Source organism: Antrihabitans stalactiti (assembly GCF_012932915.1).
GTDB classification, from domain to species: Bacteria; Actinomycetota; Actinomycetes; order Mycobacteriales; family Mycobacteriaceae; genus Antrihabitans; species Antrihabitans stalactiti.
Genome location: NZ_VCQU01000004.1, coordinates 322,365 through 337,441 on the forward strand (window position 1 = coordinate 322,365; position 15,077 = coordinate 337,441).

At 64.7% G+C, this 15,077-nt stretch carries 10 protein-coding genes; 5 read left to right on the plus strand and 5 right to left on the minus strand.

Translation table 11 applies throughout. The features are described from left to right. Positions 1-5: 5 nt before the first annotated feature. From FGL95_RS13880 to FGL95_RS13890, 3 genes are all read right to left on the minus strand, one after another. Positions 6-3,365, minus strand: a complete 3,360-nt coding sequence (locus tag FGL95_RS13880) for a transglutaminase family protein (protein ID WP_169587675.1) — start codon at positions 3,363-3,365, stop codon at positions 6-8. A gap of 73 nt (positions 3,366-3,438) precedes the next feature. Then, positions 3,439-4,770, minus strand: a complete 1,332-nt coding sequence (gene lat / locus FGL95_RS13885; protein WP_169587677.1) for an L-lysine 6-transaminase — start codon at positions 4,768-4,770, stop codon at positions 3,439-3,441. Positions 4,771-4,838: 68 nt separating this feature from the next. Beyond that, positions 4,839-5,354 carry an Lrp/AsnC family transcriptional regulator gene (locus FGL95_RS13890; protein WP_420838044.1) on the minus strand — a complete coding sequence of 172 codons (516 nt, stop codon included), beginning with the start codon at positions 5,352-5,354 and terminating at the stop codon, positions 4,839-4,841. Between the two features lie 183 nt (positions 5,355-5,537). Between FGL95_RS13890 and amaB the strand changes: the two genes are divergently transcribed. Then, positions 5,538-7,040, plus strand: coding sequence for an L-piperidine-6-carboxylate dehydrogenase (gene amaB, locus FGL95_RS13895; protein WP_169587681.1), 1,503 nt, complete (start codon positions 5,538-5,540; stop codon positions 7,038-7,040). Here amaB and FGL95_RS13900 read toward each other — a convergent pair. Beyond that, positions 7,019-7,582 (minus strand): histidine phosphatase family protein, encoded by a 564-nt coding sequence (locus FGL95_RS13900; protein ID WP_169587683.1) that lies wholly within the window; start codon positions 7,580-7,582, stop codon positions 7,019-7,021. The genes amaB and FGL95_RS13900 overlap by 22 nt on opposite strands. Positions 7,583-7,606: 24 nt before the next feature. On the opposite strand from FGL95_RS13900, the gene FGL95_RS13905 reads away from it, so the two are divergent. Beyond that, positions 7,607-8,032 carry an HD domain-containing protein gene (locus tag FGL95_RS13905; RefSeq protein ID WP_169587685.1) on the plus strand — a complete coding sequence of 142 codons (426 nt, stop codon included), beginning with the start codon at positions 7,607-7,609 and terminating at the stop codon, positions 8,030-8,032. On the opposite strand, the gene FGL95_RS13910 is transcribed toward FGL95_RS13905, so the two are convergent. Further along, a complete protein-coding gene (locus FGL95_RS13910; RefSeq protein WP_169587687.1) occupies positions 8,029-8,439 on the minus strand; it encodes a VOC family protein in 411 nt (136 codons plus the stop codon). The two genes, FGL95_RS13905 and FGL95_RS13910, sit on opposite strands and share 4 nt — an antisense overlap. Positions 8,440-8,477: 38 nt before the next feature. Between FGL95_RS13910 and FGL95_RS13915 the strand changes: the two genes are divergently transcribed. From FGL95_RS13915 to FGL95_RS13925, 3 genes are read left to right on the plus strand one after another with little or no spacing between them, the layout of a single operon-like run. After that, a complete protein-coding gene (locus FGL95_RS13915; protein WP_169587689.1) occupies positions 8,478-9,818 on the plus strand; it encodes an ABC1 kinase family protein in 1,341 nt (446 codons plus the stop codon). 29 nt (positions 9,819-9,847) lie between these two features. After that, complete coding sequence (locus FGL95_RS13920) at positions 9,848-14,326, plus strand: ATP-dependent helicase (RefSeq protein ID WP_169587691.1); 4,479 nt, start codon at positions 9,848-9,850, stop codon at positions 14,324-14,326. Further along, positions 14,326-15,075 (plus strand): DNA-formamidopyrimidine glycosylase family protein, encoded by a 750-nt coding sequence (locus FGL95_RS13925; protein ID WP_169587693.1) that lies wholly within the window; start codon positions 14,326-14,328, stop codon positions 15,073-15,075. The genes FGL95_RS13920 and FGL95_RS13925 overlap by 1 nt, the downstream gene beginning before the upstream one ends. Positions 15,076-15,077 lie beyond the last annotated feature (2 nt).

Consider the following 15,077-nt stretch of genomic DNA (forward strand, 5'->3'; position numbering starts at 1 on the left):
TCCCGTCACCGCAGTACCGAACTCACCCGTCGAAGGTCAAGGATGCCAGGCGCTCCGACGTCTGTGGCGATACGGGCTCGAATTTCCCGCAACACAGCAGTGTCCATGACGCCCGACGAGTACCCGATCTCCTCGAAACGCCTGTTCCGGCGGCTTTCGGCGGCAACGGCGTTGACCGGCGCATCGTCGTACGAGCGACCGCCCGGATGAACGACGTGATAGGTGCAGCCCCCACGCGATTGGCCCGCGGCCACGTCGACGAGATCGAACACCAACGGGCTGTGCACCTCGATCGTCGGGTGCAGTGCGCTCGGCGGTTGCCAGGCCCGGTAGCGAATCCCTGCGACTTGCACGTCGGCGATGTCGGTTCGCTGCAGCGGCACCGGAATGCCGTTGACCGTGAGCATGTGCCGTTCCCGGTCGGCACCGACCACCCGAACCTGCAGCCGCTCTACGGACGAGTCCACATACCTCGCGGTTCCGGTGGCCGTCGACTCTTCGCCGAGCACGTTCCACGGCTCGATCGCGCCGCGAAGCTCGATCTCGACTCCGCTGTGTACGACCGTGCCGATCCGCGGGAACCTGAACTCGGTGAACGGTTCCAGCCAGCTCGTGTCGAAATCGATTCCGTTCCTGCGTAAGTCCGCAGCGACCTCGGCGATGTCGTTGATCACGTAGTGCGGCAACAGGTACCGGCCATGCAAGTTCTCACCGTGCCGAATCAATGGTGCCTGCAACGGCTTGTCCCAGAAGCGAGCCACCAGGGACCGCACCAGTAGCGATTGCACCATGGCCATCTGGTGATGCGGCGGCATTTCGAACCCACGCAACTCCAGCAGACCGAGCCTGCCCCGAGCCGAGTCCGGACTGTAGAGCTTGTCGATGCAGAACTCCGCGCGATGGGTATTGCCGGTCAGATCGGTAAGCAGGTGCCGCAGCGCGCGGTCGACGAGCCACGGCTTCGACGTCTCGGCGCCGATGTCGTCACCCACCATTTCACCGACCCGTGCGATCTCGGCGAACGCGATCTCGAGCTCGTAGAGCGACTCGATCCGCCCCTCGTCGACGCGCGGTGCCTGCGACGTCGGACCGATGAATCGGCCCGAGAAGAGGTAGGACAGAGAGGGGTGGCGCTGCCAGTACGTCAGCAGTGAGACGAGCAGGTCAGGGCGTCGCAGCAGCGGCGAATCCTGAGGTGTGACACCGCCGAGCGTGATGTGGTTCCCACCTCCCGTGCCGCCGTGGGTGCCGTCGTTGTCGAACGATTCGGTGCTCAACCGTGCCAGTCGCGCCTGCTCGTAGAGCGTGTCCAGCAGCGCGGACTGTTCGGCAAACGACGCGGTGGGCTGCACATTCACCTCGATCACGCCAGGGTCGGGAGTGACCGAAAGCGATTGCAGCCGTGGGTCGATGGGCGGTCCGTAGCCCTCGATGACCACCGGAGTGCCACCATCGGATGCCGCGACTTCGATCTGGCCCAGCAACTCGGCGAAACTGTCGAGGTCTGGCAGCGGCGGCATGAAGACATACAGCACACCGTCGCGGACCTCGGCGACGAGAGCCGTGGTCGGAACGAAATCCTCCGGCGCCGTCACGAACGCAGGCGATCCGGCAGGCACCGCCTTCGAGGCCAGCGGCAGCGGACCTTTGTCTTCGGTCGGGTCCGATTCCGGATCAGGCTCGGGCGGACGCCACGAGATCGAATCCAGCGGCAGGCGCAAGCCTGCTGGAGAGTCTCCCTCCAACAACACGATTCGTCCGCGCCGCAATCGCCAGTCGGCGCTCTCCCACGCTGTGCCGTCTTCGCTCCGATTGAGCGGAAGGACGAAAGCCGTTGGTTCGGCGGTCGGGTCGTCGAGTCGCGCGAGCAGGTCGGCGCGCGCCGCTGCGGAATCCTCCTCCGGTTCGATGTCCGGCGTCGAGGTCGGATCGATCGGCGTCCCTGCGGGCATCCGGACCTTGGTGTGGAGTCGTCCCAACGCGTCTTCGTAAGCCGGACGGACCTGACTCAACGGCAAACCGAACTGTGCCGCAACGGATTCGACGAGCTCCTGCGCGTAATGCGGCTTGGCAGGTGCCTTGCGGCCGGGGGCCCAGGGATCCGCCAAGAGCTTCGGGTCGGTCCACAGTGCCTCGCCGTCGGTGCGCCAATACAGGCCGATCTGCCACCTCGGCAGCGGTTCACCCGGGTACCACTTGCCCTGACTGCGCTGCACGAAACCCGTTGGGGCGTAGATCCTTCGCAATCGCTCCGCGAGGTCGCTCGCCCGCTCGCGCTTGTGCGGTCCGTCGGCGTCGGTGGTCCATTCGGGCGACTCCTGATCGTCCACGGAGACGAAGGTTGGTTCGCCGCCCATCGTCAGCCGAACGTCGGCGTCCGCGCAGCGCTTGTCGACCTCCGCGCCGAGTGCTGTGATCGCTTGCCACTGGGTTTCCGTGTACGGCAGCGTCACCCGCGGATCTTCGTGGATCCGCCGGACCGTGTTCGAGAAGTCCAGCGTGGCTTTGCACTTGCCGGTGGCACCGGTGATCGGCGCCGCCGAGGCCGGGTGCGGGGTCGCCGAAAGCGGAATATGGCCCTCACCGGCGAACAGCCCCGAGGTGGGGTCGAGACCGATCCAACCCGCGCCAGGCAAGTACACCTCTGCCCAGGCATGTAGATCGGTGAAGTCCGCAGTCGGACCCGAGGGACCGTCCAAAGCAGGAACATCCGACGTCAGCTGAATCAAATAGCCCGACACGAACCGCGCGGCCAAACCGAGCTGCCGCAGGATGGACACGAGCAGCCAGGCGGAATCACGGCACGAACCAATCCCGGTCGTGAGGGTGTGGTCCGGCGTCTGCACACCTGCCTCGAGCCGGACGGTGTACGAAACGTCTCGCAGCACGGCGTAATTGAGCGCGACGAGCAAGTCGATGGTCCGAATCTTGTCCGGAATCTCGAACTTGCTCACCCAATTGGTGACCTCCTCACCCGGTCCACTGCCTTCGCCTGCTTCGTCGACAGGGCGCAGGTACGGGTCCAGGTCCAGCGCGAGGTCCTTGGGGTAGGCGAACCCGAAGTATTCGGCAAAGTCCTCGATGAAGAAGTCGAGCGGGTTGACAGCCTCCATGTCGGCGATCAGTCCGACCGTGATCGACAACGATGTTGTGCGTTCCGGAAAGACGAGGCGCGCCATGAAATTTCCGAACGCGTCCTGCTGCCAGTTGAGGAAATGGTCCGCTGGTTCGACTTTCAGCGAGAACGCCTCGATCGGCGTTCGCGAATGCGGCGCGGGCCGCAATCTGACGACGTGTGGATATATTTCGACCAACCGGTCGAACTCGTAGCTGGTTCGATGTTCCAGCGCGACCTTGATGCCCATGTACCGACCTTCCGCGCGGTGATGAGCAAACGTTACCGGCGATGGTCCAGGTCAGCAGCGCGGGCGGATGCGCCTATCGTGCGGTCAGCACTCGATCGAGCGCATTGACAGCCTGATCGAGTTCCGATCGCACCACGGTCAGCGAGGGGCGGAACCGAATTCCCCGCTCACCGGTGCCAAGGATCAAGACGCGCTCGTCGTCGCGCATACCTGCGACGACGCTGTCGCGTAGTTCGGGAGTTGCCAGCGTGATCGCGCACATCAGCCCGCGCCCGCGCGCATCGGAAACGGCCTCGTGCCTGTCTTCCAGCCACCGCAGTCGCGCGAGTAGATGGTCGCCCAACTCGCGTGCCCGCTCGATCAGTCCGTCTCGCTCGATCACTTCGAGAATTCGCCGGGAGCGCACCATGTCGGTGAGATTGCCGCCCCAGGTCGAGTTCAGACGCGATGCCACGTGGAAGACATTGTCGGCGACCTCGTCGACGCGACCGCCCGCCATGATGCCGCACACCTGAGTCTTCTTGCCGAATGCGACGACGTCGGGCGTCACGCCCAATTGCTGGTAGGCCCATGCGGTCCCGGTCAGACCACACCCGGTCTGCACCTCGTCCAAGACGAACAGCGCGTCGTTCGCATGGCACAACGCCTGCATAGCCTGCAGGAATTGGGGGCGAAGGTGGCGGTCGCCGCCTTCACCCTGGATGGGCTCGGCTATGAAGCAGGCGATGTCGTGTGGATGTGCGGTGAACATCGCGCGTGCCTGGGCCAGGGCATGCTCTTCATCCGCCACCACGTCACGCCCGTGCGTCAGATAGGGCGAATCGATTCGCGGCCAGTCGAACTTCGGGAACCGGGCAACTTTGTTCGGATCGGTGTTCGTCAATGACATCGTGTAACCCGTCCGGCCGTGGAACGCACCGGTCAGATGCAGAACTTTCGTTCCCAGTGCCGGATCGACGCCGATCGACTCGTTATGCCTGCTCTTCCAGTCGAACGCGACTTTCAGCGCGTTCTCGACAGCAAGTGCACCGCCGTCGACGAAGAACAGATGGGGCAGGTCGGGGTCACCGAGCACTCGCGCGAAGGTATCGACGAACCGCGCCATCGGCACCGTATAGATGTCGGAATTACTCGGCTTGTTCACCGCCACCGTCGCGAGTTCGTGCAGGAAATCTGGGTCGTCGGTCAGCGAGACATGATTCATCCCCAGCGCAGACGACGCGAAGAACCCGAACATGTCGAGGTAGGTCGTCCCGTTGCGTTGATCGACGAGGTGTGCTCCGATCGAGCGCTCGAGGTCGAGGACCAGGTCGAACCCGTCGACGAGGATGTTCGCGGCGAGTACCTGATGAACCTGGGCAGCAGTGATCTCCTGCGGGGCGGGGTACAACGGTTCTGCGGTCATGAGACCGAGGATACGACAATTATTAACGGAAATTTTCCTGTCTTACAGGAACAATTCCGCCCTGGAAGTCACTTATCGTAAAATGTCTGCAGGATGATCGTGCTCCGCGTGTTCACATTCGCCGTCTGCCGGATTTCGTGCAGCAACTGCTCGAGATGGCGGGGCGATCCGACTCGCACCATCAGGACGTAGCTGTCGTCGCCCGCAACGGAGTGACACGACTCGATCGCGGAGATGTGCTGCAGTCGGCTCGGGGCGTCGTCGGGAGCAGACGGATCGAGAGGAGTGATGGCTACGAATGCCGAAAGCATCTGGCCGAGCGCTTCCGGGTCCACGTTCGCGGTATATCCCCGAATCACGCCTCGCGACTCGAGCCGGCGGACCCGCGACTGCACTGCCGATACAGAAAGACTTGCCTTCTCAGCCAAAGTCGACAAAGTTGCTCGCCCGTCCGCGACCAATTCGCGGATCAGCAATCGATCGATATCGTCGATTGCGAGCTTTGCCGGCTCCGTTCGGGTTGCTTGCCCTCGCGGCGCCAGTGCGCCCGCCAACGCGGGCCTGGGTGTTTGCGCCATCGGCAAAGGCTACTGTAGAAGGGCTGATTCTTGGCTGAAACTCGAGACCTCTGGGTGTGTTTTACCAGGCCGCTCATACGGGTGTTCATCCCTTGTCCAAGCCCCCGCGTTGGTCCGCCGTCGCCAACCCCGCTACTAGCCAGCGATCCAACTTGCAGCCCCCAGGTTGGTTTATGAAGGGAAAAGCCGATGTCAGCGCTTGAAACGAGAGCACGCCAGGCACTTGCCAGATTGGGTGCATCCACCCCCGACGACGGCGATTTGGCCGCGCGAACGCCGATCACCGGCGAAGTTTTGGGGCGTGTGAAAACGAGCACTCCGGACGACGTCGACGCGGCAATTTCTCGTGCACATGCTTCGTTTCGGGCGTGGCGATCGGTCCCTGCGCCGGTCCGCGCGGCGGTGGTGCGCCGGCTCGGCCAGTTGTTGACTGAACACAAGTCCGACCTCGCTGACCTCGTCACGCTCGAGGCAGGAAAAATTTCGTCGGAAGCCCTGGGCGAGGTCCAGGAGATGATCGACATCTGTGAGTTCGCCGTCGGAATCTCCCGCCAGCTGTACGGGAAGACGATGGCCTCCGAGCGGCCAGGCCACCGTTTGTCGGAGACGTGGCACCCGTTGGGCGTCGTCGGAGTGATCTCGGCTTTCAACTTCCCCGTCGCTGTGTGGTCGTGGAATACGGCCCTCGCGTTGGTGTGCGGTGACACCGTCGTCTGGAAGCCCTCGGAAGCGACTCCCCTCACCGCGGTCGCGTGTGACGCGCTGTTGCGCCGCGCCTGTGTCGACGTCGGCGCAGATCCAGCTGTGCACCAGCTCGTCCAAGGGTCCGCAGCCGTTGGCGAGCAACTCGTCGACGACGCGAGGGTCGCTCTGCTCAGCGCGACCGGTTCGGTCCGGATGGGTCGCGCCGTCGCCCCGCGGGTTGCTGCGCGGTTCGGCAAGGCGCTGCTCGAGCTCGGCGGCAACAACGGCGCCATCGTGACGCCGTCGGCCGACCTGGACCTCGCGGTCCGCGGGATCGTGTTCGCCGCCGCGGGAACGGCGGGCCAGCGGTGCACTTCATTGCGCCGCGTGATCGTTCACGCCTCCATCGCCGACGATCTCGTCGGCCGCATTGCCGACGCCTACCGCCAACTGCCGATTGGCGATCCGTTCGACGACTCGACACTCGTAGGTCCGCTGATCAACCGCGCGGCCTTCGAGGCCATGCAGACCAGTTTGCAGCAGGCCCGGGCCGACGGCGCGACCGTGGTGCTCGGCGGCGACCGCGTCGACGTGGCCGGTCCCGATTCGTACTACGTCTCCCCCGCGATCGTCCGGATGGCGAGTCAGACGTCGGTTGTGCGCGAAGAAACCTTCGCGCCGATCCTCTACGTGTTGACCTACACCACGCTCGACGAAGCGATCGAGTTGCACAACGCTGTGCCGCAAGGGCTCTCATCGTCGATCTTCACCACCGATCAACGCGAAGCCGAGCGATTCCTCGCCGCCGACGGCTCCGACTGCGGCATTGCCAATGTCAATATCGGGACATCGGGCGCCGAGATCGGCGGTGCATTCGGCGGTGAGAAGGAGACCGGCGGTGGCCGTGAATCCGGCTCCGACTCCTGGCAGGCCTACATGCGACGAGCAACGAACACGATCAACTACTCCGACCAGCTACCGCTGGCTCAAGGCGTCAACTTCGGATAGTCGTATCCCGTCGACCGCAGGGTCCAGACCCCTCGGTAGTGGAAGCGGGTCACGCTCAGCGGCGGAATGTCTATGCGCCAGAACGCCGTCGCCGGGGCATCGAGGGCGGTGACGATCGCCGCTCTGATCACCGCTGGATGGGTGACGGCGATCGTGTGCTGCTTTGCCGCTGCTGTTGTGAAGAGCCAGGCCGAAACTCGTTGGATCAGTTCGACGATCGATTCGACCCCTTCGGTTTTGAACTCCGGATCGGTCAACCACGCCATGAAGTCGTCCGGCGGCAACTGGTCCGTCTCGAGGCCACGCCACGGTCCGTAGTCGATTTCGCTCAGTCCGGCGTCGGTCTCGCCGACAAGGCCGAGAGCCTGCGCCGTCTCTATTGCCCGGAGTTCCGGAGCAATTCGCACTCGCTCTGCCGACATCTGCTCGCGGCGGCCACATTCGCGCCGCCCGACCTCGTTCAGTGGCTCATCGGCCGGAATTCGGGCCAGCCGAAGGGCATCGGTGCTGGCATGGCTGACGAACGCGACTCGCAAACTCACTCAGCCAAGCTACAGTCTGCGAACATGAGCTCAGAAGTCATTGCCGCTGCGCGCGCGATCGCGTCGATCGCCCATCGCGGTCAGACCGACAAGTCCGGCGAGCCATACATCGACCACCCTCGGCGGATCGCCGAGCGACTGAACGACCCGTCACAGGTCGCCGCAGCCTGGCTGCACGACGTCATCGAGGACTGCGGCATTTCCGCCCAAGACCTTGCCGCCGCAGGCATTCCGGGCGACGTGATCGATGCCGTCGTGCTGCTGACGCGCTCGGACGAGTACACCAGCGACCACTATTACGCCTCGATTCGCGAGAACCCCATCGCACTTGCCGTGAAGCTGGCCGACATCGACGACAACACCGACGAAGAACGTCTCGCCAAGCTCGACACCGAAACCCAGGAACGGCTTCGAGAGAAGTACCGCGCCGCGATTCGTGCCCTGACCTAGGGACGCGACGTAATCTGCTGAACCGCCCAGCTGTTGCCGTCGGGATCGCTGAGGAAGATGAATCCGACGTTGTTGAGGTCTTCATCACCTTTGCTCGGCACCGGACCGTCCGGTCCGAACACCATGACCTCGCCCACCTCGACGCCGCGCTCGACCAACTCGGCACGGGCGGCGCGAACGTCGTTGACCACCAACTGCAGGCCCTCCAGCGACCCCGGCACCATCTTCGACATGCCCGTTCCGATGACGATCGAGCAGCCCGAACCAGGCGGGGTCAGCTGGACGAAGTGCACGCCGTCGCTGGTTTTCGTGTTGTGGTCGACATTGAAGCCGAGCTTCTTGTAGAACTCGACTGACCGGTCGACGTCAGAGACCGGTACCACTACGACCTCGAGTGTCCAGTTCATCAACTCTCCGATTGTGGTGTCGGGATTAGGGTATCGGGATGGAAAACCGATCGGCCGCCAAGGCGGTGTTACGGAAAGTACCTGTCACGACTGAAGTCGCTCGCATCGGTGCCACTGCTTGGCAGGCGGCGCTCGGAACCGGTCACGTCGTGGGCGCGAAGATTCGTCGGAAGCAGACGGCAGCCGCTATCGCACACGAGACCCGGGACCGCTTCGCCGCACTCGGGCCCACCTATGTGAAGCTCGGCCAGTTGATCGCCTCCAGTCCTGGCGTGTTTCCCGAGGTGCTGTCGAACGAGTTCCGGACCTTGCTGGACCGGGTTCCGCCCGCCGCGCCTGACGACATTCGCGAGCTGATCACCGACCAACTCGGCGCACCGCCGGAAGACATCTTCGCAACCTTCGATCACACCCCGGCCGCCTCGGCGTCGATCGCCCAAGTTCATTTCGCGACCTTGAAGACGGGCGAGAAGGTCGTCGTCAAAATCCAACGTCCGGGGATCAAAGCGCGGTTGGCGGCAGACCTACAGATCCTCGACCGCGTCGCCTCGGTCCTGGAGTGGTCGCGCTACGGTCGCATGCTCAATCCCACCGAAGTTGTCGCCGACTTCGCGGGAAACCTCCACGACGAGCTCGACTTCCGGACCGAAGCGAAGTCGATGCAGGAATGGCTCGCCAGCCTCGGCTCCTCTCGATTCGCTGCCCAGGTCCGCGTACCCAAGGTCTATTGGGAGTTCACCACCGGCAGAGTGCTGACGATGGAGCACATCGATGCTGTCCGGATCGATGATGTGGCGGCAGTGCGCGCCGGCGGACACGACGGTGTTGCCGTACTCCGCACGCTGCTGCTGTCGTTGCTCGAGTCCGCTTTTCGCGGCGGGATATTCCACGGTGACCTGCACGCGGGCAACGTCTTGGTCGACAGCGCGGGTCGCGTCGTGTTTCTGGATTTCGGCATCGTCGGTCGCTTCGAGGACCGCACGCGGGTCATCTTGCGTCAGCTCCTTGTCGACCTGATGTTGCGCAACGACCTCGACGCCGCAGGGCGCGCGCTGTTCGAACTCGGCGCGACAGGCACAGCGACATCGCGACCGAAGGGCGCGGCGCAGATGGGAGCCATCTCGGCCGAACTCGGCACCGCAGAACTCGGCGAGGTCTCCTATCTACAACTCGGCAAGAAGCTCGCCGACCTCGCGAAAGCGTACGACGCGAAGCTGCCGCGCGAGCTGGTGCTGGTCGGCAAGCAACTGCTCTACGTCGAGCGCTACATGAAGTTGCTTGCGCCCCGCTGGAAGCCGTTCGAGGACCCCGCCGTGGTCGACTTCACGTTCGGCCTGCTCGCCCAAGCCACCCGGGAATCGAGGGCAGCCGGGCAGTAGTTGTCGGTGCCCGGGTGCACTATGAGGGCATGCAATTCTCACCTCCGACACAAGCGTGGTTCGACGGTGCGTTCAGCGCACCGACGGCCGCGCAGCTCGGTGCGTGGAATTCGATCGCGGCAGGCAAACACACACTGGTTGTCGCGCCGACCGGCTCGGGCAAGACGCTGTCGGCGTTTCTGTGGGCGATCGATCAGCTGGCCGCCGGGGGTAGCAGCGGCAAGACGAAGGTCCTCTATGTCTCCCCGCTGAAGGCTTTGGCGGTCGACGTCGAGCGCAACCTGCGTTCACCGCTGGTGGGCATCACTCAGACCGCCAAGCGGATGGGCCTCGAGCCGCCCGAAATATCCGTCGGCGTCCGGTCTGGCGATACGAGCCCGGCCGATCGGCGCCTGCTGGTCCGCAAGCCACCCGACATCCTGATCACGACGCCGGAATCACTGTTCCTGATGCTGACGTCGTCGGCGCGCGAATCGCTGGACGAGGTCGACACCGTGATCGTCGACGAGGTGCACGCGGTGTGCGCGACCAAGCGCGGGGCCCATCTCGCGCTCTCGCTCGAACGGCTCGACCAATTGCTTCCGAAACCAGCTCAGCGGATCGGCCTTTCCGCGACGGTCCGGCCACACGAGGAGGTCGGCCGCTTCCTCACCGGTAGTGCGCCCATCAACATTGTCGCGCCGCCGTCGCCGAAGACGTTCGATCTCTCGGTCCGGGTTCCGGTCGAAGACATGACAGAACTCGGCGATTCCGACGGCGTGCCAGGTTCGATCTGGCCGCACGTGGAAGAACAGATCGTCGACCTCGTCCTGGAACACAAGTCCTCGATCGTGTTCGCGAACTCGCGCCGCTTGTCCGAACGGCTGACAGCACGGCTCAACGAGATCTACTCCGAACGGCTCGGCCAGGGGGTGGTGCTCGAACACAAACCTGCCTCGCAGATCGGCACACCGAGCGAGGTCAATCACGGCGCCGAGCCGCTGCTGGCCCGCGCCCATCATGGCTCCGTCAGCAAAGACCAACGGGCGTTGATCGAAGACGACTTGAAGTCCGGCAGGCTGCGCTGTGTCGTCGCGACGAGCAGCCTCGAGCTCGGAATCGACATGGGTGCAGTCGATCTCGTGATCCAGGTCGAGGCGCCGCCTTCGGTGTCCAGCGGCCTGCAACGAGTCGGCCGGGCTGGCCATCAAGTCGGCGAGATTTCCCGTGGCGTGATCTTTCCCAAGCACCGGACCGATGTCATTCACTGCACGGTGACGTCTATGCGCATGACTGCCGGGCAGATCGAAGCGATGAAGGTGCTCACCAATCCGCTCGACATCTTGGCTCAGCAAACCGTCGCAGCCTGCGCGCTGGAGCCCATCGACGCGGCCGATTGGTTCGACGCGGTCCGGCGGACCGGCAACTTCGCCACCCTGCCGCGGTCCGCGTACGAGTCGACGCTCGACCTGTTGTCCGGGCGCTACCCATCCGACGAGTTTGCAGAACTGCGCCCGCGCCTGGTGTGGGACCGCGACGCCGGCACGCTGACTGGTCGGCCGGGTTCGCAGCGGCTCGCCGTCACCTCCGGTGGAGCGATCCCAGACCGCGGCCTGTTCGCGGTGTTCATGGTGGGTGAAAAGCAATCGCGCGTCGGTGAACTCGACGAAGAGATGGTCTACGAATCGCGCGTCGGCGACGTTTTCGCGCTCGGCGCGACCAGCTGGCGCATCGAAGAGATCACCTTCGATCGAGTGCTCGTCAGTCCTGCGTACGGCCAGCCGGGCCGGCTCCCGTTCTGGCACGGCGACGGGCTCGGCAGGCCTGCCGAACTCGGCGAAGCGCTCGGCGGTTTCCTGCGGCAAGCGGTAACCAAAGCCCGCCCCGAAATGGAACAGCAATGCCGCGACGCTGGTCTCGACGACAATGCGGTCGGCAATCTGTTCGCGCTGATCGACGAACAACGCACCGCGACCGGCAACGTGCCCACCGATCGCACGCTCGTGGTCGAGCGCTTCCGCGACGAACTCGGCGACTGGCGCCTGGTCTTGCACTCGCCGTATGGGATGCCGGTCCACGCGCCGTGGGCGCTGGCGATCGGGGCGCGGCTGCAGGAACGCTACGGGGTCGACGCCGCGCCCAGCGCCAGCGACGACGGCATCATCGTCCGCCTTCCCGACACCGAGGATCAGCCACCCGGTGCCGAGTTGTTCGCATTCGAGCAGGACGAGATCGACGACATCGTCACCGAACAGGTCGGCGGCTCATCGCTGTTCGCCTCCCGCTTCCGGGAATGCGCCGCGCGGGCGTTGCTGCTCCCTCGTCGCGATCCAGGCAAGCGCGCTCCCCTCTGGCAGCAACGCCAGCGGTCCGCCCAGCTGCTTGACGTCGCCCGCAAGTACCCGACCTTTCCGATCCTCCTCGAGACCGTCCGCGAGTGTCTGCAAGATGTCTACGATCTGCCGGCTCTGAAGGAACTGTTCGGCAGATTGGGCCGTCGACAGATTCGGATTGTCGAGGTCGAAACGGCGTCGCCGTCGCCGTTCGCGAACTCGCTGCTCTTCAGTTACGTCGGTGCGTTCATGTACGAAGGCGACAGTCCGCTCGCCGAACGCCGGGCGGCAGCACTCTCGCTCGACTCCACGTTGCTGGCCGAGCTTCTCGGTCGGGTTGAATTGCGAGAGTTGCTCGACGCCAAGGTCATTGCCGACACCGAGGCCGAGCTGCAGCGGCTCGTCCCGGACCGGCACGCCCGAGATGTCGAGGGCATCGCCGATTTGTTGCGCCTGCTCGGTCCGATGACGACTTCCGAGGTCGCCGAGCGGTCCGATGCGCCCGCCGCCGAAGCGCTCGCCCAACTCGCCAGTGCTCGGCGCGCGCTCCAGGTTTCCTACCTCGGCCAGCTTTGGTGGATCGCGATCGAAGACGCGAGTCGCATGCGTGACGCGCTGGGCGTACCGCTCCCGATCGGTACACCGACCGCATTCATCGAGCCGGTCGCCGATCCGTTGGGCGATCTGATCGGCCGATTCGCCCGCAGCCACGGACCGTTCACGACCATCCAGGTCGCCGAGCGGTTCGGTCTTGGGACGGCGGTAGTGCTGACCGTCCTGCGTCGGCTCGCCAGCGAAAAACGCGTCGTCGAAGGCGAATTCCGGCCGGGCACGACGGGCAGTGAGTGGTGCGACGCCGAGGTCCTTCGCCGATTGCGGCGCAGATCGCTGGCCGCGGCACGTCAGGAAGTCGAACCGGTCCCGACTGCCGCGCTCGGCCGGTTCTTGCCGTCCTGGCAGCACTGCGATGGACTGTTGCGCGGGATCGACGGCGTCGCGACCGTCGTGGAACAGCTTGCCGGCGTGCCCATTCCGGCATCTGCGTGGGAACCGCTCATTCTGTCGACGCGAGTGGCCGACTACTCCCCCGCCATGCTCGACGAGCTCATGTCGACCGGCGAAGTGGTCTGGTCGGGGCATGGTGCGATCACCGGTAAAGACGGCTGGATCTGCATGCATCTCGCCGACCAAGCACCACTCACGCTCCCACCGGCGACCGAGATCGACCTGTCGGAGATTCAGGTCCAGCTGCTGTCGACGCTGAGTGGCGGCGGAGCCTTCTTCTTTCGTCAGTTGTCGGATTCCATCGGATCGGCAATCGGCACTGTGGACGATGCAGCCCTCACCGACGCACTGTGGCAACTGGTGTGGGCAGGATTCCTCGGCGGCGACACCTTCGCGCCGGTCCGGGCGTTGATGTCGGGTACCACCCGCACCACCACAACGGCTCATCGTGCCCCGCGCGCAGTTCCACGCTCCCGTGGTTACCGACGGCTGCCCCGCCCTACGATGCCCACCCGTACCGGACCGCCGACGGTCGCCGGCCGGTGGGCATTGCTCCCGCAACCGGAGACCGACCCGACAATTCGCGCCCATGCCGCGGCCGAGATCTTTCTCGAGCGCTACGGCGTCGTCACCCGAGGCTCGGTTGTCAACGAAGGGACCGTGGGCGGCTTCGCCTCTATGTACAAGGTGCTCACCGGTTTCGAGGACAGCGGTCGCTGTAGGCGCGGCTATTTCGTCAACACGCTTGGCGGAGCACAATTCTCGACCTCAGATGTCGTCGACCGGCTGCGCGAACACGGCAAGGCCTTCGAGACTCGGTCCGGTGTCGGTGCCGCCCTCGCGCTCGCTGCCACCGATCCCGCCAATCCGTATGGTGCGGCACTCCCCTGGCCTGCTGGCGATGAGGGGCATCGCCCCGGCCGCAAGGCGGGTGCGTTGGTGGCACTCGTCGACGGCGAACTGACGCTGTTCGTCGAGCGCGGCGGAAAGACGGTGCTGACCTTCACTGACGATCCGGAGGTACTCGACGCTGCCGCACACGCGCTCGCCGGATTGGTGAAACATCGCCGGGTCGACAAGTTGATGATCGAGCGGGTCGACGGTGAAACGATTCACGGCAGCCCGCTGGCTCCCGTGCTGGTCGCCGCCGGGTTCGCGCCAACGCCACGCGGCCTGCGGCTGCGCCACTGATGCCCGAGGGTGATTCGGTCTGGCGTGCCGCGCATCGGCTACACGAAGCGCTGGCCGGAAAGACGTTGACGCGCTGCGATATCCGAGTCCCGCGCTACGCAACCATCGATTTCACCGGGCATACGGTCGACGAGGTGGTCCCACGCGGAAAGCACCTACTCACGCGAATCGGCGCCGCCACCATCCACACCCACCTCAAAATGGAGGGCTCCTGGCACGTCTACCGAAACGGTCAGCGGTGGCGCGAACCCGCCTTTCGCGCACGGATCGTCCTCGCGACGGAAGATGCTGAGGCCGTAGGGTTTTCGCTCGGCAAGGTCGAAGTGCTCGCCCGCAACGAAGAAGACAAGGCGGTCGGGCACCTCGGGCCAGACCTGCTCGGGGCCGATTGGGACGCCGACGAAGCGGTCCGGCGGTTGCTGCAGGATCCGCAGCGCCCCATAGGTTTAGCGCTGCTCGACCAGCGCAACCTCGCAGGCATAGGCAACATTTTCCGTAGCGAGGCGTGCTTCGTACGACGCGTCGACCCACGCACACCGACCGGCGAGATCGAGGACCTCCACGCCCTCGTCGAGGAATCCCGACGCCTTCTGACGATGTCGATCTCCAAACGGCGGCATCAGTCCCTCATCTACGGCCGGGCCCGAATGCCCTGCCCCCGTTGCGGAGCCAACATCATTTCGTTTCAGCTCGGCGACGACCCGAACCAGGACCGTCGCGCATACTTGTGCCCACGATGCCAGGGCTAGAG

Coding starts and splice junctions, on each gene's coding strand:
- FGL95_RS13880 (WP_169587675.1), bottom strand. CDS start 3,365: ATGGGCATCAAGGTCGCGCTGGAACATCGAACCAGCTACGAGTTCGAC.
- lat (WP_169587677.1), bottom strand. CDS start 4,770: ATGACCGCAGAACCGTTGTACCCCGCCCCGCAGGAGATCACTGCTGCC.
- amaB (WP_169587681.1), top strand. CDS start 5,538: ATGTCAGCGCTTGAAACGAGAGCACGCCAGGCACTTGCCAGATTGGGT.
- FGL95_RS13905 (WP_169587685.1), top strand. CDS start 7,607: ATGAGCTCAGAAGTCATTGCCGCTGCGCGCGCGATCGCGTCGATCGCC.
- FGL95_RS13910 (WP_169587687.1), bottom strand. CDS start 8,439: ATGAACTGGACACTCGAGGTCGTAGTGGTACCGGTCTCTGACGTCGAC.
- FGL95_RS13915 (WP_169587689.1), top strand. CDS start 8,478: ATGGAAAACCGATCGGCCGCCAAGGCGGTGTTACGGAAAGTACCTGTC.
- FGL95_RS13920 (WP_169587691.1), top strand. CDS start 9,848: ATGCAATTCTCACCTCCGACACAAGCGTGGTTCGACGGTGCGTTCAGC.
- FGL95_RS13925 (WP_169587693.1), top strand. CDS start 14,326: ATGCCCGAGGGTGATTCGGTCTGGCGTGCCGCGCATCGGCTACACGAA.